Below are 20,809 nucleotides of genomic sequence, written 5' to 3'. Positions count from 1 at the left end.
TATCCCCGGTAATTTTCTGACCCGAGGCTTTATCGTTTAATCCGTCTCAACATCAGTATTTCATTCACTTCCCACATTGATACGAGCCGGAAACGTCTCTGTTAACCAGTCGATAAAAACGCGCAGACGGTGCGTGACGTGGCGATTTTGCGGATAAACCACATGAAAAGGATAAGGCGCTGGCCGCCACGCCTGCAGGATTTCCTGGAGCTGGCCGGTTCTCAACGCTTCGCAGGCCGCGTAGGTAAACGTCTGTACGATACCCAGTCCGGCCAGCGCTGCCGCCAGGTGCGCGTTGCTTTCGTTTACGCCGAGCCGGTACGGCGCTTTGATTTCCATTTTTTCTCCCTGCCGTGCGAAGCGAAACGGAAAAGCCCTGCCGCTGTCCGACGAGAGATAGCTAACCAGCCGATGGCCATTGTTCAGCTCCTGCGGGCTGGCAGGTACGCCGTAGCGCTTCAGATAGCCCGGCGTGGCGCAGGTAATCAGCGTGGCAAAACCAATCTGCCTGGCAACCAGCGATGAATCCGCAAGCGGGCCGCCGCGAATAACGCAGTCCACGCTGTCGCCGATGAGATCGACTGCGCGATCCGATACCCCCAGATCGATACGGATATCCGGATAGCGGGCCATAAATTCAGGCAACGCCGGGATCAGCACGTCACGGGCCGTAGAGCCGCCAATATCAATACGCAACTGCCCGTGCGGCTGGCCGCGAATAGCGGTAAAAGCGCCGTCAATATCTTCCAAATCCTTCAGGATCCGGGCGGTTTTTTCATAATACTCGCGTCCTTCGGGCGTGACGGTAACGCGACGGGTGGTGCGCTGTAACAGCCTGATACCCAGATGTGCCTCCAGCTGCTGCACCAGTTTACTTAGCGTCGCGTTGGGCATCGAAAGCGAATCTGCCGCGCGGGTAAAATTCCCCGTTTCCACTACGCGGGCAAAAGCCCGTATCGCCATAAGCTGATCCATCTCTTTTGTCCTGATTATTTCCGTGCAGGGATAGTTATTTTCATTTTACAGGATTTATCAACAAAAGGCGGAAGGCTACAGTGCCTTCTCACCCGGACAAGCCGGGCCACTATCTGTCCACAGCGGAGAAGAAGATGAACGCACTGAATGGCAAGATCGCGTTAGTTACCGGCGGCACATCGGGAATTGGCCTGGCGGCCGCGCATGAACTGGCAGCTCAGGGTGCACGCGTGTTTATTACCGGAAGGCGTCAACCCGAGCTGGACGCGGCCGTCGCCGCCATCGGTACGGCGGCAACGGGCATTCGCGCCGATGCCGCCGTGCTGGCCGATCTGGATAGGGTTTACGCCACTATCGCGGAAAAAGCGGGCCGTCTGGATATTCTGTTCGCCAATGCGGGCGGCGGCGATATGCTGCCGCTGGGCGCCATCACCGAGGCGCATTTTGATCGGATATTTGGCACCAACGTGCGCGGCGTGCTGTTTACCGTGCAAAAAGCGCTGCCGCTGCTGAGCGATGGCGCTTCGGTGATCCTGACCGCCTCCACCACTTCCGTTCAGGGGACGGCCGGCTTCAGCGTCTACAGCGCCAGCAAAGCGGCGGTACGCAACTTTGCACGATCCTGGTCGCTGGATCTGAAAGAACGCGGTATTCGGGTTAACGCCATCAGCCCCGGCCCGGTAAAAACGCCTGGCCTGGGTGGATTAGTCAGTGAAGAGGAGCGCCAGGGATTGTTTGATTATCTGGCGGCTCAGGTGCCGCTGGGGCGTCTGGGCGAAGCGGAAGAGATTGCTAAAGCGGTCGCTTTTCTGGCTTCCGATGCGGCCAGCTTTATCAACGCGAGCGAACTGTTTGTCGATGGCGGTATGGCGCAGGTGTGATAATCAGGCGGCCCGCAGGCCGCCTCTTTCTTATTTCAGCGCGATACGGACTACGCTGTCCTTGCCTTTAGTCGAATCATCTTTGTTGAAATCCTGCTTGAGCGTGACGTAAAGCGTCTGCCCGTCCGGCGAAACCAGCAGGCTGTTCGGGCTGCTGTCGAACGACCAGCTGTTTTTCACCGCATAGCTGGTGGCGTCCAGCTGCAACACCTTTCTGGATTCGCGCTGGCTGATATACAGCTCGTTGCGCTTCGCGTTGAACTTGATGCCCAGCGCGTCGCCTTCGATGCGTTTGATCACTTTGCCGCTGCGCTCGTCGAACACCAGCGTGGTTTTCGCCTTTGAGTTGTCGGTGACGAACAGGCGGCCGGTGGCCGGATCTTCCGCCAGGTTCAGCAGCAGATAAGCTTTGCCATCGCCCGCCGTCCAGCGTTTTTCAATTTTCTGCGTGCGCGGGTTGATCACCAGCACTTCGCCGCCGCCGTTAGCCGCATAAAGACGATCGGTCACCGGCGAATAAATAATGCCCGTCACCCACTTGCCGGCGTTCCTGATGGTCTTGCTCAGCTTCAGCGTTTTGGCATCCACCACCCAAATGACGCCCGGATCGCCCACGCCGCCCACGTAAAGCTTCCCTTCGTGCCAGAAAATTTCACGCGCACCGTAAGGCGAGCCGTCTTTGCCCTTCTCGCTGAATGCCAGACGTTTCAGCACTTTGCCGCTCTCTGCATCCACCTTAGAAATAGTACCGTCGAGCGAGTTAGTGGTGTAGAACACGCTGCCGTCCGGCTCGACCGCCATACCAAAGTTTTTCAGATCGGTGTGAGTTTCACCGGTGGTTGCCAGCGTGGCGGGATCCAGACGATACAGAATGCCGCCGTTAACGTTTTTAAAAGATTGCGCGCTGGCGACGTAAAGCGCTTTCGGCGTCCAGGCCATTTCATACAGTCCATCGCCCAGCGCGCGCTCGGCAGGCTGCGCTTGCGCTTTGGCCGTCGCGGCAGAATTAACGGGCGCTTCTGGTTTTTTTGCCGGGGTCTGACAGGCGGTCAGACTGAATGCAGCAACGACCGCAAGGGCTGCTTTACGCGGGCTAAAAGATTTCATGCAGGACTCCATCAATGGATAAACGGCCTGATAGCCGATAAAAAGAATGAGAAGCATACGCATTAGCAAAGGAGATGTAAATCTGCGCCATGCGTCAGACGGGATGAAGCGGCACGGCTAATGAGTTTTCCCTGTAAAAATAACAAGTTGTTACACTTTGCTGACAGGTTGTTTAGAGACTACTTAAAAGCAAATACTTATCATTAACATTCTCACTGCGATCTCCCCGCTGCGTGGCGCAGCCGGAGCGCCGTGAATGCACGTCCCACCGGACAATAAAAAGCAGTGGCCTATTGTGAGAATTTTATGTTTTTAAACCTCAGGGGAAACGGTGCGCGAGCGCCGGTATTTACCGTCTCGTTGCTGGCGCTGGCTATCCACGCCCTGCTCACTCCGGCCCTGGCCGAAGAGTCTGCTATGGTCGTTAACGCGGCTTCTGACGACGGCAGCGCCAGCGAACAGCAGGATTACAGCGTTAAAACCACGCGCGCCGGCACAAAAATGCTGATGACGCCGCGCGACGTGCCGCAGTCGCTCAGCGTGGTAACGAAGCAGCGTATGGCGGATCAAAATTTGCAGTCGGTCGGCGACGTACTGGATAACACCACCGGCATCGCCAGCGAGGTTATCGATAGCGAACGCTCCGCTTATTTTTCACGCGGCTTCCAGATCACTAATTTTACCTACGACGATATTCCGACCTCCGTCAGCGATACCTGGAACTTTGGCGATGCGGCGGAAGATACCGCCATCTATGAGCGTATTGAAGTGGTGCGCGGCGCGACTGGCCTGATGACGGGCGCAGGCAGCCCTGCCGCTTCGGTTAATATGGTGCGCAAACATGCCGACAGCAAAACCTTTACCGGCAACGTGTCGGCCAGCTACGGCAGCTGGAACAAGCAGCGCTACGTGGTTGACGCTTCCGGCCCGCTGAGCGAGTCCGGCAACGTGCGCGGCCGCGTGGTGGCGGGCTATCAGGATGGCGACAGCTGGCTGGATCGCTACCATAAAACTAAAAAATTTATCTACGGGGTTATCGATGCCGATGTGACCGACAGCACCACGGTTTCGCTCGGCTATGACTATCAGCAGACCCATACCGGCAATCCAACCTGGGGCGGCCTGCCGACCTGGTACAGCAACGGCACGCGCACGCATTACGATCGCAGCACCAGTACGGCGGCGGACTGGACGCGCTATAGCGTGGACTCGCGCAAAGTGTTCGCTAATCTCAGCCATCAGTTCGACAACGGCTGGATCTTCCGCGCCGACGGCACCCATGCGGAAGAAACCTTTAACGACAAGCTGCTTTATTTGCAGCAGTGGCCGGATGAACAAACGGGCGAAGGCACGACTGGCTTCGGCAGCAAGGACAGAGGCAAGCGCAAGCTGGATGCTTTCGATACCTATGCCAGCGGCCCGTTCAGGCTGTTTGGCCGCCAGCACGAGCTGGTGGTGGGCGGAAGCTACAGCCGTCAGCATAATGCGACCTACAGCGCCGACGGCCCTTACGACGAAGGCCAGATCGGCAGCTTCCACGACGGCTGGAACGGCGATGCGGACGAGCCTGCCTGGGGCGACTGGTATCAGAACGCGGACGATATGGTCAGGCAGAAAGCGCTGTACAGCGCCGCCCGCTTCTCGCTGGCCGATCCGCTGTCGCTGATTGTCGGCGCGCGCTATACCCAGTGGAGCACCACCGGCAGCAGCGGCGATGTGAAAAAGAACAACATCACGCCGTACGGCGGGCTGGTGTATGACATTAATGATACCTGGTCAGCCTATGCCAGCTATACCTCGATCTTCCAGCCGCAAACGTATCGCAGCAAAGACGGCGGCTATCTTTCGCCTGTGACCGGTAAAAATTACGAAGCGGGCCTGAAATCCGCCTGGGACGATGGTCGCCTGACCGCCACTTTTGCCCTGTTCCGTATTGAACAGGAGAACGCTGCCGAAGCGGATGGCGACAATTATGTGAACGGCTCCAGCGAACAGGCTTATGTTGCGACCAAAGGCGCAGTGAGCAGAGGCGCGGAATTCGAGCTGAACGGCGCGGTAACGGATAATCTGCAAATGACGTTCGGCGCGACGCGCTTTGTCGCGACGGACTCCACCGGGCGCTACAACAGCCAGATGCCGCAAACCCAGCTGAAGCTGTTTACCCGCTACCGTTTGCCGATGCTGCAGCAGCTGACCGTCGGCGGCGGCGTAAACTGGCAGAACCGCACTTTCCAGGACGCAACCGGCCCGGACGGCGAAACCAAACGGCTTTATCAGGGCAGCTATCCGCTGGCTAACCTGTTTGCCCGCTACCAGGTAACGAAGCAGCTGGCCGTGCAGGCCAACGTCAATAATCTGTTTGATCGCACCGAGTATACCTGGCTAAGCGACTCCGCCGTTTACGGCCAGCCGCGCAACTATGAGGTTAATCTCTCTTATACGTTCTGATTTTTTGGCATATACCCGGCGCGAAGCCGGGTTTTCATAATATGCCCCACAAATTGTGGCGCTGTCCGGCCCTCACCCTTTTTCGACCAGCTCAAAGGTGGCCATAAAGGAGGATCTGTTTAGCGGCAGCTTCTCAATGCTGTCCAACTGTCCCAGCGTCACAAGCCCGGCGGCATAGCCAGAATCCTTGTAGAAGATAGCCAGATTGCCCCAGGGCGCATAAAAAGCGATATCGCCTTTTAAGGCACGGGTGCCCTCAGGCGATCCCTCTACTGAGAGTTTTGCAGGAAGATCGCTGATTTTTTCAGTCGCTGCGTAGTCGTTTAATTCCAGCGTTAGCGGCAGCATAGCCGCAAAATCCCTGGCCGCCTCGCTGTCATTCAGCGAGGCCAACAGAATAACGTTATCAATAACCATATTTATTTTCATGTTTTTCTCCCTGAGCGCGCACGCAGCCTCAGATAGCAAAGGATCAGCCGTTCCCGACTAACGTGTAGCGGTTTTTAAAGGGAACTAGTTTTAGCAGAGGCGCCAGGAAGGTTGAATGACTGTTTTAAGCATGCAGTAATGAGGATCGTTCATTAATGACCGCCGAGTATAAAGAGAAAGATCCCCGCATTGATTTACCGGCAAAAAAATAGCTCCCGCAGGAGCTATCTTTATCTGTGCCGCATCAGAACTTATAGCTGGCCGTTAATGAGAAATTACGCGGTTCGCCGTAAACGATATATTGGTTCACGCTGGTGTCATATTCTTTATCAAACAGGTTATTGATATTGGCCTGTAGCGTCAGCTGCTTAGTCACCTCATAGCGGCTGAACAGGTTCACCAGCGCATAGCTGCCCTGCTCCGCGTGCCAGGTGCCGTTGCCTTCCGGCGCGGGCACATCCTTCCAGACGTGCGTCTGCCAGTTTACGCCGCCGCCGACCGTCAGCGCCTGGAGCGACGGCAGACGATAGCTGGTGAACAGCTTCAGCGACGTGCGCGGCAGCTGAGGGTTAACCGCTTCGTCTTCGCTGTCTTCCGCTACATAACGGGTACCGCCCACGGTCATTTGCCAGTTATCGGTCAGCGCGCCGTTCACTTCAAATTCAATCCCGCGGCTCACGGTGCCCGATTTGCCTACGTAGGCGGTATCGGTCGATCCGGCAATGATCTGTCCGGTGCTCTGGGCTACGTTGTCCTGTTCGATGCGGAACACCGACAGCGAGGTCGTGAGGCGGCTGTTCATCCAGTCAGACTTCAGGCCTGCCTCGTAGTTTTTCCCCACCACCGGCGACAGGTAGCTGCCGTTGATATCACGATAGGTCTGCGGCTGGAATACCGAGGTATAGCTGCCGTAGGCTGACCAGTTTTCGTTGATGTCATACACCAGGCCGCCGTACGGCGTGATGTTGTTTTTCTCCATATCCTGGGTCAGCGTATTGGTGCTCCAGCGCGTATAGCGCGCGCCGAGGATCAAATGCAGCGGATCGGCCAGGGTAATGCGGGTTGCCATATAGGCGGATTTCTGACGCGTCACGTCTTCCTGCGCGAGCGTTCGCTCGCTCCATTCTGTTTCCGGGTATTGGCCGTTATAACTGTTGAAATCGCCCAGCATCTCTGAGGAAATGTTGTCAAAAGCGCTGTAATAAGTGTTCTTCTGCTTGCTGTAGCTGACGCCCGCCATCAGCTCGTGCTGGCGACCAAACAGCTCATAAGGGCCGCTGGCGAAGGTATCGACCGAGTCGACCTTGCGTTTACCGGTGTTATAACCGGTGCCGCCTACGACCGGGTAATCCGCATAGGAAGAGACGCCCGCGCCGGTGTTCTTATCGAAGAAACCGTCGATATAGAGCTGACGGCTGTCAAGGAAGGTTTCGTTATGGGTGCCGTTTAGCGTCAGCATCCAGCCATTGTCAAAACGCTGCTTCAGGTTAACAAAAACCTTTTTGCTTTCTTTATCGTTATAGGCCCACTCTGGCGCCGTGTTATAGCCGCGACGATAGTCGGTGGGCGATCCATCGCTATGCCAGCGAGGCACGCCGCTCCAGGTTGGGCTGTCCGCGTTGGTTTGCTGGTATTCATAGCCAACGGAAAGCGTGGTGTAATCGGTCAGATCGGCATCCACCACGCCGTAGATAAATTTCTTTTCGGCGCCGTAGCGCTCAACGAAGCTGTTGTTGTCCTGATAACCGGCAACTACACGGCCTCGTACGTTGCCGGATTCGCTCAGCGGCGAAGAGAGATCGGCTACGTAACGCTGCTTGTCCCAGCTGCCGTAAGTGGCGGAAAGCTCGCCCGTCGCGGTTTTGCTGTCCGCATGTTTGCGCACCATATTGACCGCGGCGGAAGGGTTGCCCGCGCCGGTCATCAGGCCGGTTGCGCCACGTACGACTTCGATACGCTCGTACAGTGCCGTATCAGACTGGGCGTCGCCCAGATTCCAGCGCCCTTCAAATACGGTCGGGATGCCATCGACCATATAGTTGTCGATCAGGAAGCCACGCGAGTAATAGGTGCGGCGATCCATATCCGCTACGGACTGCATCACGCCCGTTGTATTGTTCAACACATCGCCCAGCGATTGCAGCTGCTGATCTTCCATGCGCTGCTTGCTGATAATACTGACTGACTGGGGAATATCGCGCGCAATCATCGGCATTTTGGTGCCCGAAGAGGTGACGGGAACGCTGTAATCGGTAGCGGAGGTATCGGTGACATTATCTGACGCGGCGCTCACCGTAAGCGTTTGTTCTGCGGTTTCCGCCGCTGCTGCCTGAGGCATCTGTAACGCCACGGCGACCAGCGCGGCGACGATGGAGTAAGAAGTGGCTACGCCGCCGTGCCGGCGGATTTCCCTGTTAATGTGCTGAGCAAAAAACATCACTACCTCGATCTTGTCATTAACGGCCTGAGCCGTTTAGCCACTGTGATTTTTGTTTTATGGAACGCTTTTACCGACGCTGCTACCCCGGCGATCGCCGAATGATACGGCCATCTACAAATGCGAATGAGAACTATAATTTTTTTTATTTCTTATGTAAAAGACTATTAATGAACTTTTCAGGATTTTGTAAGACGTAAGCCATGACGGGTAAACCGGCTACATAAGGGCATTCTGAAAAGGTTTACAACGGCGCTTTTTAGCCGTTAACATAGCGCCCAGACAGCCGGGCCAGCTCGGTTGCGTAAGCGTTAACGTCAACCAACGCATAATCAGCGGGCCGCGCCTGCTCTTTTTGCGATGTCGATAATGTCCCCAATTTTTACCCGTTCCGGTTTTTTCCTTACTGTTTTACTGCTTACCGCAGCCTGTTTGCGCGCCCCCCTGACGTCGATTGGCCCGGTGCTGGAAGATATTCGCCTGACCTTTAGCCTGACGGCTACCGACGCTGGCCTGCTTAATTTTATTCCGCTGATGATGTTTGCCCTGCTCGCGCCACCTGCAGCGTGGTCAGGCAATCGCTTTGGACTGGAGAAAACGCTGTGGCTCGCGGTCTGGCTGATCTTATCCGGTTCCGCTCTGCGCATTGCCGGCAGCAGCGCTGCGCTATGGCTGGGCACGGCGATCCTGAGCGGTGGTATTGCCGCCGCCAACGTGCTGCTGCCGCCGCTGATTAAGCGTGATTTCGCCCGGCATTCCGCCCGCTATATCGGTCTTTATGCCTGTGTCATGTCGATTACCGCCAGCCTGGCTTCCGGTATCGCGGTGCCGCTGGCATCGTTAACGAATGCGGGCTGGTTTTTTTCGCTGGCCGTCTGGCTGATCCCGGCGGCCATCGCGCTGGCGGCCTGGCTACCGCTGCTGAAACGCGCCCGGCAACGACAAACGACGCGCACACCGCTGGCGGTTTCTACGCTGCGCTCGCCGTGGCGTGCCGCATTAGGCTGGCAGGTTTCGCTGTTTATGGGATTGCAGTCGCTGGCCTTTTACACGCTGATTGCGTGGTTTACGCCCTGGGCTGAGGCGCAAGGATTCAGCCAGTTTGCCGCCGGCTGGCTGCTGTTTCTCTATCAGATTGTGGCAATCGTCGCCAATCTTGCCTGTATGCGGGCGCTGAAACGCCTGGCCGATCAGCGCGCTATCGCCCTGCTGGCTTCGCTGGCAATTTTTACCGGGCTGTGCGGCCTTTATCTGTTCCCTGCCCTGGCCGTGTTTTGGTTGATTATTGCCGGACTGGGCGCGGGCGCCTCTTTGGTGATAAGCCTTTCTCTGTTTGGTCTGCGTTCGGGCGATCATCATCAGGCTTCGCGCTTATCAGGCATGGCACAATGCGTAGGTTACGGTCTGGCCGCGCTGGGCCCGCTGGTTTTCGGCGTGCTGCACGAGCATTTTGACAGCTGGTCGGCCCCGCTGCTGTTTATGATTGCGTTAAGCCTGTTACAGGTGGCGATTGCGCCGCTGGCGGGAAGAAATAAGGTGATAGGTTAAGCCATTTGCCGCTTCGTTCCTGATTCGAAGCGGCACTTTACCCGCAAAAAATGCCTTTCTTACTGATAGTCTGTATCTGATTTAGCTGCGTTTTAGCCTGTATGAATGCGTGTTATCTCTGGGGTTCAGGTATGGGATTATTATCAGCACCTTTAGTATGATGTAACTAAAGTGCGATCATGACTCCCGTTAGCCGGTTTTTATCCATCACGATTATCGGAAAACTGAGATCTTGCCTGCTCAGGCACGTCAGGTCTTTGTCTGCGCCGGTTAAAAAATGCGATAAGGCACATTTTAAGAAGAGACCTGACTGTTTTCAGACGCGGCCAGGCGCTAAAATAGCGCCTTAAAAGCCGTAGAGGATAGTGAGGTATAATGATCTGTCGTTTCACCCTGGCCGTAGCGATGGCCGCCATAACCCTGACCGGCTGCACCAGCCACAAGAAAGATGAACCGGCCACAACATCGATAACGGCATCGGCTAAAGATTTCTTTAAAGGCCCGGCCGTGGTTTCGGCCGAAGATTTCTCCACGGGGCCAACTCAGGTTGACGTTTCCCACGTGACCAGCCGTACCGATGACGGCTCTGCCGTTTATGTCACAGTGGACGGTAAAGATGCCGGCGCGCTGATCCGCGGTCAGAGCCTGCAACTGCATTTGCCCGCAGGCGAGCACCAGGTTGGCGGCTATGTCCCTACCCTGCTCGGCTTTGGGCGTGTCACTATCCCGGCGGTAAAAGTGACCACCACGCCGGAAAAAGTAAAAAAGGTAGCCTACTCCACCGGCCTGAAGACCCCTGCTTTTACTGAAACGGACGCAGGCCAGGGCTAAGTACACATCATGGTTGTATCCGGCCAGGGCAGGCTAAAAAAAACGGCGACCGCAGGGTCGCCGTTCAGCATATCAGCAGCTAAAAGACCGCATCAGAAATCCGCTTTCAGCACCACACGATAGTTCGCCTTACCGGCGCGCACGTGATCCAGCGCTTCATTGATTTTTGACATCGGGAAATACTCCACGCGCGGCGCGATATCGCGGCGTGACGCCAGCTTCAGCAGCGAGCGCAGCTGGCCCGGAGAACCGGTAGACGAGCCGGTCAACGCTTTATCGCCCATAATTAGCTGGAAAGCGGAGACTTCAAACGGTTTCAGCACGGCGCCCACGGTGTGGAATTTGCCCTGCGGCGCCAGCGCGTCGAAGTAAGGTTTCCAGTCCAGATCCACTGCTACAGTGCTGATAATCAGATCGAAACGGCCCGCCTGGCTTTTCAGCGCTTCCGGATCGCGGCTGTTGATGACCTCGTCAGCGCCCATTTCCAGGATGGACTGCTTTTTATCTGGCGTGGAGCTGAACGCCACCACTTCCGCGCCCATCGCGCGCAGGATCTTGATAGCGATATGGCCCAGGCCACCAATGCCGATGACGCCCACGCGGCTGGTCGCCGTGACGTTGCTCATCAGCAGCGGTTTAAAGACGGTGATGCCGCCGCACAGCAGCGGGCCAGCGGTCGCCGCGTCCAGGTTTTCCGGCAGCGGAATAACCCATTGCCAGTCGGCGCGAAGCTTCTCGGCAAAGCCGCCGTTGTTCAGAATGGTAGGGATTGAACCCTGCTCGCAGTTAACCTGCTCGCCATTAATACAGGCGTCGCAGTGCTGACAGCTTTTCGCCGTCCAGCCAATGCCCACGCGCTGGCCAACGGAAAGCCCTTTGGACTTCGCTGCTTCGCCCATGGCGGACACGCGACCAATCACTTCATGGCCGGCAATAGTCGGATAGCGTGAGATGCCCCACTCGTTATCGATCATTGAGAGATCGGAATGGCAGACGCCGCAATATTCCACTTCGACTTCCACTTCCTCGGCGCTCAGCTCCGGCGCATCATACTCATACAGCTCCAGGGCCTTACCGGCTTCCATCGCTGCATAGCTTTTGATTTTCATGCTCTCTTCCTCTGTTTCGTTAACGGACTGAGTTTAGCAAAGCTCGCCGGATGGTCAGGGAGCGAAACGAGTCATTAGCGGCAGGGAGTGTATCAGGATGTAAAAATTGACGATCTGCGCCGCAATATGTCCACTATTGCGGCAGCCCGCCGGAAGATGAAGCCGCTATTTGGTCAGATGCTGCGTCACGTTGCCGATGGCGTCAACCACCTGCTCGGAGTTGTTCTGAATATTTACGATAACGTCGCCCGCTTCTTTTACCAGCGCCACGCCGCTGTCGGCCCGCGCCAGGTTTGCGGTAATATTTTTTTGCGCCAGCTGTGCCAGCTGCTGGTTACGATCGACCACGCTCGCGATCTCCTGGCTGGCGCTATTGATATTGGCCGCCAGGCTGCGCACCTCGTTAGCCACGACCGCAAAGCTGCGTCCATGCGTGCCCGCTCTGGCCGCTTCAACGGCGGCGTTTAACGCCAGCAGGTTGGTCTGATTGGCAATAGAACGGATCGTTTCCACTATCTCGCCAATTTGCGCGGACTGGGAGCTAAGGCCGTTGATGTCTCCTGAGACTTTATGCATCTCGCTGGCGACTTCGTTCATGCGCGCCACGCTGTTTTCAATCACGCTGACGCCGAGCCGCGTGTTTTGACTGGTTTCCACCGCCGCTTTATACGCGTGATCGACCGCTTCGCGCTCCTGCTGGTTTTTCTCTACCTGTGCCGTTACGTCGGTAGCGAATTTGACAACCTCATAAAGCTCGTTGTTAGCATCGAAAATCGGGTTATAGGTGGCGCGTAGCCAAATCGTTTCGCCCTTGCTGTTAACGCGGGGGAATTGCCCGGCGACAAAGTCGCCCTTTTGCAGCTTGTGCCAGAACTCGCTGTATTCACGGCTGTTATACACTTCCGGCGCGCAAAACATGCGGTGATGACGCCCGATAATTTGCTCATGGCTATAGCCGGTGGTTTTTAAAAAGTTCTGGTTGGCGCGTAATACTTCACCCTTCAGGTTAAAAGCAATCACCGCCATTGAGCGGCTGATAGCAGTCGTCATCGCCCGCTGCTCCTGCGCATCCTGAATATGGCTAGTAATATCGGAGGCTAGCTTAACGATTTTAATCACCCGGCCGTGGCGATCCTGTACCGGCACATAGTTAGCTTCAAGCCAGATCGGGCGCTGATTTTTTGCCAGCCGCAGGAACTTATCGCTGAAACTTTCGCCACGCGCAAGGCGCTGCCAGAACTGACCATATTCCGGCGAGTGAATCAGCTCGTCGGTACAGAAAAGCCGATGATGCTTGCCAACGATTTCGCTCAGTTTGTAGCCCATTGTCTCTAAAAAAAGTGCATTTGCCGTCAGGATATGACCCTGTGGCGTAAATTCGATCATGGCGATGGCGTTGTTCAGCGAGCTGAGCGTTGCGCGTAAATGGCTGGCGTTGGATTTCAGCCAGGATAATATCCCCGATTTGGTAGAGCCGATCATGTTGTAACCTTTTGTCATATTTATGGTATTCGTCACAAAATCGTTATCGGCACTTTGGGTAAAAAATTAACCTCGGCCGCGCCTGTTATTGCGATAGGCGCTGCTTTTTCCAGCTATTTTCCTTAAAAATTAACCTGTTCCTGACTTTTTTTTGCGTCATGAGCTGAGTAAAACACGCTTTACCCTCTTATTTCTGCATTTGATTTAAGTCCACTCGACTACAGTAAATAGAAATTTGGATTAAAACTTATTGAATCCTGACTAAAAAAGGTCTTTGCGTGGCTAAACTATTTTTACGCAGCGGAAGCCTGGACGCGGTTCTGCCTCTTGGCGAAAACGGTCAGCCCGTTTATTTATCAGCCCTGCAGCTGCGCGAGACGCTGCGCCTGCGGAAACAGCAGCAGATAGCTGACTGCCTGGCTATCCCTCAACCCAACGATGCCGGTGACCGTCTGGACTGGTATTCGCCCATTTCCGGCAAAGTTATCTCCTGGGCTGCGGCCAGCGACAGCGCACGCGCGCACGCGTTAAATCAGCTGGTTGCCTGTCAGCAAACGGTGGCCGACCTGTGCCAGCGTGCGCTGCAGTCGGATAAAAACAGTCAGAAACTTTTTGGCGCGCTGCTGGCTAAAGCGATTCAGTTTCCCGATCAAAACTTTGTCTATCTGGTCGGCGGCAAACCCGTTCTGACCTTCTGGGGATTTGTCAGCCTTGAGAAAAAAGGCCAGCTGGATCCGCTGGATTGTCTGCGCGCCGTCGAAGAAGAAGTGCCGTTGACGCTGTCGAAAATGACGGCGGCCGCGCCGGTGGTTGCCGTCGCGCCTGCGGTAAGCGCGCCGCCTGTCGCTGCCGCCGTCGCGCCTGTCGTTACGCCTGTCGTTACACCTGCCATTGCGGCTTATCAGACCTCCGCCGAGCCGGAAAATGCGCCTGAGCCGCCGCCCGCTGCATCAGCGCCCGTTAAACCCGAGCCTGTGAAAAATACGGCTAAGCAAAACCTGCTGCGCTATGGCTGGATACTGCCTGCTGCCGCGCTGCTGGTTGTGTTTGGCGTGCAGATGAAAAACTATTTTTCCGCCATGCGTCAGGAAGTGACAGCGTCACAAGCCGCGAACGTAAATGAGCCGAAACCTGCGGTTGCGCCCGAGAAAACCGCTGCTGATATCAAGCAATCTGCTGCCGAACCGGCTAAACAAACCGCTGAGACGAAGCCGGCTGCCGATGCGGCTAAACAACCTGCCGAAACGCAGCCTGCTGCTGATGCGGTTAAGCAGTCTGCCGTTGCGCTGCCGGTAGCACCCGCCAGCGTCGCGGCCGTTACGGTGACGCCGGCGCAGTCCGCTGCTGAGACCACGCCAGCCCCGGTTGAACAGCCGCCTGCCGTGCCTGCGGGTAAAGATGATTTAGTGCTGCCTGCGGACGCGGTCAAGCTAGGCTCTACCCGTTTCCTTAACGGCAACTGGCGCGTGATTGTCGGCATTAAAACCCCGCTCACCGGCAAGCCGCCCGTGCTGCGCTATCAGCTGCGCAACGGCAAAGGCCAGGCGCAGATGACCCAGGGCGACGGCACGGTTTGTCGCGTGGAGGTCTACGCGGGCGTGATGAAATCCGGCAACCTGGTAATTAATAGCCGCACCCGAGCAAAATGCAGCGACGGTTCGCGCTACCACATGCCCGAGCTGACCTGTGTACAGGGCGCCGAAGGCACCGCCGCCGCCTGTAGCGGCCAATATGATGCCGATACCGTATTACCGATGACGATGAAGCGCGAGAGTAAATAATGATGCTGGCGACCGCAGATTTTAAACCGAACATGACGCTGATTCAGAACAGCGGCATCCAGTTCCTGGATTTTGCCCTGACGCCGGATCCGGAAAACGATTTGCCGGGCAAATTTGTCCGTCAGACGGCCAACGGCCCGCTGCTGCGTCTGAACTTTAACGCGCAGAGCGGCAAATATTTGCTGCCGATCGCGGTGGGCGGCATGCCGGAAGTGGTGAAGCCCGAGTTTAGTTTCCCGCTGGCGCAGTCGCTGGCGCTGCTGGACGGCGTGTGGCTGCCGCTGCCCTTCTTTCGCTTTAATCCGCCCCGCACTTTTATCGGCGGGCCTGATAACTGGGCGCGCGTGCAGATTGTCGCGCTGGATAAGCCCGATCAAAACGGCAAGACGCATCGTATTTGCCTGGCTTTCGAAACCCGCACCTGGCAGGAAGGCGAAGACGAGTCGCTGGCGCTGGTGGAGAGCGACGTCAAAAACGGCGTCAGCTTCGCGCTGGCTTATCGCAGCAACGAGCTGGGCGAGTTTCTGGATCATACCTGGATCGACGGCTGGCTGCGCGAGGTCTTCAGCCAGCAGGCCGCCGCCGTCGAGCAGCGTCCGCAGGTTAATATCCGCACAGCGCTGCGCGAATTCGAATACCAGGCCCATTACCTGAATATTCTGCATATGCTCGGCCACCAGCTGGCGATGCCGGAGCTGAAGATCAGCGCCGCCACGCTACAGGAGCCGGCCATCCCGGTCGATTTGATCCTGGATGTTGGCAACTCGCATACCTGCGGCATTATGGTGGAAGATCACGTTGACGATCATCACGGCCTCAAGCACACCTATGAGCTGCATCTGCGGGATCTGGGCACGCCGCACCGCGTCTATAACGAGCTGTTCGAGAGCCGCGTTGAATTTGCCCAGGCCAGCTTTGGCAAGCAGAACTTCTCGATGGAAAGCGGACGCGATGACGCCTTTATCTGGCCTTCGATTACCCGCGTAGGCCGCGAGGCGAGCAACCTGGCGCTGCAGCGTTTAGGCACGGAAGGCGCAACCGGCATTTCCAGCCCGCGCCGCTATCTTTGGGATGAGGATGCCTACACGCCAGGCTGGCGCTTCAGCCGCACGCCGGGCAACGCCGCGCTGGAGCCGCTGGCAACCGCCGCGCCGCTGACTAATCTGGTTAATGACGAAGGCGAGCCGCTGTTCAGCCAGCCGCTGGAGGAGCGCCTGCCGGTCTTTACGCCGCAGTACAGCCGTAGTTCCGTAATGACGTTTATGCTTGGCGAACTGCTGGCGCAGGCGCTGCTGCAAATGAACAGCGCGCTGCAGCGCCAGAAGATGCTGCACAGCAGCGCGCCGCGCCAGCTGCGTAATATTATCCTGACGCTGCCTTCCGCTATGCCTAAACCGGAGCGCGAGATTTTCCGTCGTCGGATGCAGGAAGCGATCGCGCTGATCTGGAAAGCGATGGGCTGGCATCCGGCGGATGACGACTTTACCAGCGCCAAAGACAAGGCAAAAAGCAGCGTGCCGGTACCGGAAGTCCAGATGGAATGGGACGAAGCGACCTGCGGCCAGATGGTTTATCTCTATAACGAAACGCAGGTGAACTTCGGCGGTCGCGCCGAGGCGTTCTTTGTCAGCATGGCGCGCCCCGATCGCGTTCGCGCGCCCGACGAGCCGGTGGGCAAAACGCTGCGTATCGCCTCCATTGATATCGGCGGCGGCACCACCGATCTGGCGATCACCCAGTATCGCCTGGATGACGGCGTCGGTAACAACGTGAAGATTATGCCGCGCCTGCTGTTCCGCGAAGGCTTTAAGCAGGCCGGCGACGACATTCTGCTGGATGTGATCCAGCTTTACGTGCTGCCCGCCTTGCAGCACGCGTTCAAAGAAGCCGGTATGGTGAACCCGGAAGGCGTAATGACGCGGCTTTTCGGCCATGAAGGTCGTCTGGACGGACATTCCACGCTGCGTCAGCAGGTTACGCTGCAAATTTTCATTCCGGTAGGCCAGGCGATTCTGGAAGCCTATGAAAAATTCGATCCGCTGGAGCTGAACGCCGAGCTGGATGCCCGCTTTGGCGAGCTGCTGGCCCAGGCGCCGACGCAAAAGCTGCTCGACTATATCAACCGCGAGATCCAGCGCGAGCTGCCGAACGAGGCGGAAGCTTTCGATCTGCTGCGTGTCCCGCTGGTGGTCAGGCTGAGCAAGCTTCATGCGGAGTTCCTGTCGCCGCGTATGAATATTACCCAGAGCCTGCGCTCGATGTCGGAAGTGGTCGCCGTGTATGACTGCGATGTGCTGCTGCTGACGGGTCGCCCTTCGCGCTTCCCTGGCGTGCAGGCGCTGTTCCGCCATCTCCAGCCGCTGCCGGTCAGCCGTATTCTGTCGCTGGACGGCTACCACACCAACGACTGGTATCCCTTTAACAAACAGGGCCGGATTGAGAACCCGAAATCCACGGCGGCGGTCGGCGCTATGCTGTGCCTGCTGTCGCTGGATTTAAGGCTGGCGAACTTCTGGTTTAAGGCAGGTGATTTTCAGCCGTACTCCACTATTCGCTATCTGGGCATGCTGGACGGTAACGGCAGCCTGAGCGCCGAGAACGTCTGGTATGCCGATATCGATCTGGATGACGATAATTTCCGGCTCGACCCACGCGAGCGTTTTCAGGTTCGCGGCGCGCTGACGCTGGGATTCCGGCAGCTGGATAACGATCGCTGGCCCGCTTCGCCGCTTTACACCCTGTCGATCGCCGATCCGCAGCTGGCCCGCAGCGTGGCAGGCGACAAGGTGCTGAAGATCAAGCTGGCGGTGGCGGAAACCAAAGGCGAATTCGGCCCGGAAAGATTTGCTATTGCCGAGGCAACGCTGGACGACGGCAGCCGCGTGCCGCTGGAACATCTGCGGCTCAGGCTGAATACGCTGGCCAGCAGCGGCTCAGGATTAACCCATTACTGGATTGACAGTGGGAGCGTATATAAAAAATGAAAGCGTTGACGCCTAAGCCATCGGGGCAGTTCGGCAAAAAACTGGAAAACGTGACCAAGGGTATCGATCGCGCGCTGATTTGGCTGGAAAGCGCCCGTACCACCGCCCCACGTCTTAATATGGAAGCGGATCGCCTTGGCGTCCGGCTGCGGCATCAGCATAACAAGGCAACCCGGCTGAATGAGGCCGCGAGCAATGAGTGCGCGGTCGGCTTTTTCGGCCTGGCGCAGGCGGGCAAAGCCTGGCTGATCGCCGCGCTGGCCGCCAGTGAAAAAGGCCGGATGGAGCTGGCGCTGGGCAATACCACCTTTGACTATGCGCAGCTTAATCCGCAGCAGCAGAGCGCCACCATGGTGATGCGCTTCAGCGGCCGGCAGACCAGCACCGATAACGAATGGCCGGTGCAGCTGTCGCTGATGAGCGAAGAAGAGATCGCCGGCGTGCTGGCGCAAATCTGGGCCAAACGCAGCGGCAGCGAAACCATCGCGCTGGATGAGCAGCAGATTGCCGAGCGCATGAAAAGCGTCGCCGTTTATCGCCAGGCGCAGAGCGTGGAAGGCATGAGCAGCAATAACGTGGTGGCGCTGTGGCACCGTCTGAACGCCGCCCAGATTTGCCGCAGCAAGGCGCTGGAAAGTCATTTCTGGCCGCAGGCCGTGGAGCTGGCGCCGATGCTGGGCGTGGACGATCGCGCCCGCCTCTTTTCCCTGCTGTGGAATGAAGACCGCGATCTTTCCGCGCTTTATCGCCAGCTGGCGCACGTGCTGCATCATCTTTCCGGCGCGCGACGCGTGCTGGCGCCCATCAGCACGGTGGACGATCCCGGCCTGAGCGTATTAAACAGCAGCGGCCTGCGCTATTTTAACGCCTCATCGGATCGCGTTATTCAGGTAGTGCCGCAGCATAACGGCCGCAGCCTGAGGCCGGTTAACCTGGCGCTGGGCGAGCTGAACCTGCTGAGCCGCGAAGTGCTGCTGCCGTTCTACAGCGCGCCGCGTGAAAACCTGTTTGAACAGGTCGATCTGCTGGACTTTCCCGGTTTTGAAGAACCGTCAGTTCTGCCGGATGACAGCGCGCACGAACTGGCGCTGGCCTTTACCACCGCCAAGCGTCCTTTCCTGTTAACCCGCGCCGCAGAACGGCAGGATGTCGACTTGCTGATGGTCTGTAACGCTTCCAGCCAGCGCGCGGATACCCGCATCGTGGGCCGTGTGCTGGACAACTGGGTGAAGCAGACCCAGGGCCAGCCGCACAGCGGCCGCAAACCTGCGCTAATCTGGGCGCTGACGCCTTTTGACCAGCGTATTACGCACGGTCAGAACCACGACGCCGCCGTACAGCGCTACGTGGGCAATCCCGGCGATGCCTGGGGCACCATGCTGACGATGGACGATAAGGGCGTGAAGCGGATGGCGGGCTGGCTGACCAGCGAAGTCAGCCGCGAAAACAAAATGACGCGCTTGCAGGAACAGCTCAGCGAGATCCGTCGCGAGCTGAGCGATAACCTGCTGGGCCGCTGGTATCTGGCGGCGGAAAAAGAGGAGCCGGAGGCCCGCCTGCGCGTTGCCGAATCGCTGCTGAAGGCGTTGCAAACCAGAACCGGCGTGCACGGCGAGCTGCTGGAGCGGCTGCTGCCGACGCGCGAAACGCTGCGTCACCTGTTTATGCAGCAGCAACACCCCGCCGAGCGCCGCAGCAACGAAGAGTATGCCCTGACGGAAGAGGATCCCTTCGGCATTGGAATGAGTATCGATCTGTTGAGCAACGATCCTTTACCGCTGCCGCTGGATGCGCAGCAAACGGGCGAGGAGAGCGAAGCGGAAAATGGCTTTGCGCAACAGGTCTACCGTTACTGGATCAACCTGCTGGGACAGCTGCCCGAACAGGACGCGCTGCTGGAGCTGCTGGGCGTGACGCGCCCCACGCTGGAGATGCTGACCGAAGAGCTGACCACGGCCAGTATTCGTCTGGATATTGAAGGCGCGCTGGTGAAAATCCTGACGGATAAAGATGCGGCGAATACCCCGGCCGAGATGCTGGCCGATCGCCAGGTCTCCCGCGCGCTGAGCGTGCTGGGCGATTTCGTCGCCTGGCTCGGCTTCCAGCATCTGCCAGAGTCGGCGCGCCCCGACAGTAAAATCAATCGTGGCCAGAAGATCTTCGCCCGTCCGGAAACCCAGGCCGCCAGCCTGGGGCCGGGCCAGCGGCTGACAAAGCTGGCGCTGAAGCCTAATAACCATGCCGCCTACTATATCTATGACTGGCTGGTGGGGCTGAATGAAACCATTCTGCTGAACGCCGGTTATTCCGCCGCTCGGGAGATTGACGGCGAGCACCGCGCGCAGCTGGCTGAGATTTTGAAGCAGACAGGTAAGTAGCAGGCACGGGAGAAAGCCGTTGCAGGATGGCGGCGGTTTAGTTGAACCGCTGGTTACTTTCAATAAAGGTAAAAAACGCAGAGTACCCTTCCCATGTGCTCTGCGTTGCCATTTAACAGCAGCCCGAAATGAATACTTTTCAGGCTGCCTGACTCAGACCTGGGTTAGATCTCTGTCCATGGACGGCCGTCGCCGTCTGCCGCCCCGGTCGTGCTCTCCAGGCCGGGTTCGGTGCCCTGCCCAATCCACCATTTAGCCAGATAGTTTCGTCCTTTGTGCGTCACCCTGTCGCCTCCGACGTATATGCGACCGGCTTCCCAAAGCGGATAAAGCGGCGGAGCCGGCGCCACCGGTTCTTCAGGCACTTCAGGCACTTCAGGCACTTCAGGCACTTCAGGCACTTCAGGCACTTCAGGCAC

The 20,809-nt window shown here is 57.5% G+C and carries 14 protein-coding genes; 7 read left to right on the top strand and 7 right to left on the bottom strand.

Features of this window, described 5'->3' with window-relative positions; genetic code table 11:
• Window positions 1–60 precede the first annotated feature (60 nt).
• The gene (locus QCD69_RS01690) at window positions 61–975 is read right to left on the bottom strand and encodes a LysR family transcriptional regulator (protein WP_301250768.1); all 915 of its coding nucleotides are present in this window, start codon (window positions 973–975) and stop codon (window positions 61–63) included.
• Window positions 976–1,109: 134 nt separating this feature from the next.
• Between QCD69_RS01690 and QCD69_RS01685 the strand changes: the two genes are divergently transcribed.
• The gene (locus QCD69_RS01685; RefSeq protein ID WP_301250767.1) at window positions 1,110–1,856 is read left to right on the top strand and encodes an SDR family oxidoreductase; all 747 of its coding nucleotides are present in this window, start codon (window positions 1,110–1,112) and stop codon (window positions 1,854–1,856) included.
• A 30-nt stretch (window positions 1,857–1,886) separates the two neighbouring features.
• Here QCD69_RS01685 and QCD69_RS01680 read toward each other — a convergent pair whose 3' ends face one another.
• Window positions 1,887–2,963, bottom strand: a complete 1,077-nt coding sequence (locus QCD69_RS01680) for a YncE family protein (protein WP_301250766.1) — start codon at window positions 2,961–2,963, stop codon at window positions 1,887–1,889.
• Between the two features lie 306 nt (window positions 2,964–3,269).
• Here QCD69_RS01680 and fhuE (QCD69_RS01675) point away from each other — a divergent pair, with 306 nt between their 5' ends.
• A complete protein-coding gene (fhuE, locus tag QCD69_RS01675; protein WP_253454046.1) occupies window positions 3,270–5,411 on the top strand; it encodes a ferric-rhodotorulic acid/ferric-coprogen receptor FhuE in 2,142 nt (713 codons plus the stop codon).
• Window positions 5,412–5,483: 72 nt separating this feature from the next.
• On the opposite strand, the gene QCD69_RS01670 is transcribed toward fhuE (QCD69_RS01675), so the two are convergent.
• Both QCD69_RS01670 and fhuE (QCD69_RS01665) read right to left on the bottom strand, forming a co-directional pair.
• The gene (locus QCD69_RS01670) at window positions 5,484–5,840 is read right to left on the bottom strand and encodes a cyclophilin-like fold protein (protein ID WP_301250765.1); all 357 of its coding nucleotides are present in this window, start codon (window positions 5,838–5,840) and stop codon (window positions 5,484–5,486) included.
• 244 nt (window positions 5,841–6,084) lie between these two features.
• Window positions 6,085–8,277, bottom strand: a complete 2,193-nt coding sequence (gene fhuE, locus QCD69_RS01665) for a ferric-rhodotorulic acid/ferric-coprogen receptor FhuE (protein ID WP_301250966.1) — start codon at window positions 8,275–8,277, stop codon at window positions 6,085–6,087.
• A gap of 360 nt (window positions 8,278–8,637) precedes the next feature.
• On the opposite strand from fhuE (QCD69_RS01665), the gene QCD69_RS01660 reads away from it, so the two are divergent.
• Together QCD69_RS01660 and QCD69_RS01655 are read left to right on the top strand one after the other, a co-directional pair.
• Window positions 8,638–9,825: a CynX/NimT family MFS transporter gene (locus tag QCD69_RS01660; protein ID WP_253454042.1), complete on the top strand. Its 1,188-nt coding sequence runs from the start codon at window positions 8,638–8,640 to the stop codon at window positions 9,823–9,825.
• Between the two features lie 375 nt (window positions 9,826–10,200).
• Window positions 10,201–10,656 carry a hypothetical protein gene (locus tag QCD69_RS01655; RefSeq protein ID WP_253454040.1) on the top strand — a complete coding sequence of 152 codons (456 nt, stop codon included), beginning with the start codon at window positions 10,201–10,203 and terminating at the stop codon, window positions 10,654–10,656.
• A 92-nt stretch (window positions 10,657–10,748) separates the two neighbouring features.
• On the opposite strand, the gene ahr is transcribed toward QCD69_RS01655, so the two are convergent.
• Window positions 10,749–11,765: an NADPH-dependent aldehyde reductase Ahr gene (gene ahr / locus QCD69_RS01650; protein ID WP_253454038.1), complete on the bottom strand. Its 1,017-nt coding sequence runs from the start codon at window positions 11,763–11,765 to the stop codon at window positions 10,749–10,751.
• Window positions 11,766–11,930: 165 nt separating this feature from the next.
• A complete protein-coding gene (locus QCD69_RS01645; protein WP_253460967.1) occupies window positions 11,931–13,247 on the bottom strand; it encodes a methyl-accepting chemotaxis protein in 1,317 nt (438 codons plus the stop codon).
• A gap of 278 nt (window positions 13,248–13,525) precedes the next feature.
• Here QCD69_RS01645 and QCD69_RS01640 point away from each other — a divergent pair, with 278 nt between their 5' ends.
• The 3 genes from QCD69_RS01640 to QCD69_RS01630 are packed head-to-tail and all read left to right on the top strand — an operon-like array spanning window position 13,526 to window position 20,390.
• Window positions 13,526–15,028, top strand: coding sequence for an SrfA family protein (locus QCD69_RS01640; protein WP_301250764.1), 1,503 nt, complete (start codon window positions 13,526–13,528; stop codon window positions 15,026–15,028).
• A 2-nt stretch (window positions 15,029–15,030) separates the two neighbouring features.
• On the top strand, window positions 15,031–18,012 hold the full coding sequence (locus tag QCD69_RS01635) for a virulence factor SrfB (protein WP_253460964.1): 2,982 nt from the start codon (window positions 15,031–15,033) through the stop codon (window positions 18,010–18,012).
• Window positions 18,009–20,390: a virulence factor SrfC family protein gene (locus tag QCD69_RS01630; RefSeq protein ID WP_253454033.1), complete on the top strand. Its 2,382-nt coding sequence runs from the start codon at window positions 18,009–18,011 to the stop codon at window positions 20,388–20,390. The genes QCD69_RS01635 and QCD69_RS01630 overlap by 4 nt, the downstream gene beginning before the upstream one ends.
• A gap of 164 nt (window positions 20,391–20,554) precedes the next feature.
• Here the strand turns inward: QCD69_RS01630 and QCD69_RS01625 are convergent.
• A partial coding sequence (locus tag QCD69_RS01625) for a carbohydrate-binding protein (RefSeq protein WP_367317854.1) occupies window positions 20,555–20,809 on the bottom strand: 255 nt, incomplete at its 5' end.

The sequence above is a fragment of the Erwinia sp. PsM31 genome, assembly GCF_030433775.1.
Taxonomy (GTDB): domain Bacteria; phylum Pseudomonadota; class Gammaproteobacteria; order Enterobacterales; family Enterobacteriaceae; genus Erwinia; species Erwinia aeris.
The sequence above is the reverse complement of the archived record's forward strand: the minus strand, read 5'-3'. Positions and strand labels throughout refer to the sequence as shown.

Bases quoted from the DNA above. Each gene is read 5' to 3' on its own strand.
- QCD69_RS01690 (WP_301250768.1), bottom strand. From the start codon at position 975: ATGGATCAGCTTATGGCGATACGGGCTTTTGCCCGCGTAGTGGAAACG.
- QCD69_RS01685 (WP_301250767.1), top strand. From the start codon at position 1,110: ATGAACGCACTGAATGGCAAGATCGCGTTAGTTACCGGCGGCACATCG.
- QCD69_RS01680 (WP_301250766.1), bottom strand. From the start codon at position 2,963: ATGAAATCTTTTAGCCCGCGTAAAGCAGCCCTTGCGGTCGTTGCTGCA.
- fhuE (WP_253454046.1), top strand. From the start codon at position 3,270: ATGTTTTTAAACCTCAGGGGAAACGGTGCGCGAGCGCCGGTATTTACC.
- QCD69_RS01670 (WP_301250765.1), bottom strand. From the start codon at position 5,840: ATGAAAATAAATATGGTTATTGATAACGTTATTCTGTTGGCCTCGCTG.
- fhuE (WP_301250966.1), bottom strand. From the start codon at position 8,277: ATGTTTTTTGCTCAGCACATTAACAGGGAAATCCGCCGGCACGGCGGC.
- QCD69_RS01660 (WP_253454042.1), top strand. From the start codon at position 8,638: ATGTCGATAATGTCCCCAATTTTTACCCGTTCCGGTTTTTTCCTTACT.
- QCD69_RS01655 (WP_253454040.1), top strand. From the start codon at position 10,201: ATGATCTGTCGTTTCACCCTGGCCGTAGCGATGGCCGCCATAACCCTG.
- ahr (WP_253454038.1), bottom strand. From the start codon at position 11,765: ATGAAAATCAAAAGCTATGCAGCGATGGAAGCCGGTAAGGCCCTGGAG.
- QCD69_RS01645 (WP_253460967.1), bottom strand. From the start codon at position 13,247: ATGATCGGCTCTACCAAATCGGGGATATTATCCTGGCTGAAATCCAAC.
- QCD69_RS01635 (WP_253460964.1), top strand. From the start codon at position 15,031: ATGCTGGCGACCGCAGATTTTAAACCGAACATGACGCTGATTCAGAAC.
- QCD69_RS01630 (WP_253454033.1), top strand. From the start codon at position 18,009: ATGAAAGCGTTGACGCCTAAGCCATCGGGGCAGTTCGGCAAAAAACTG.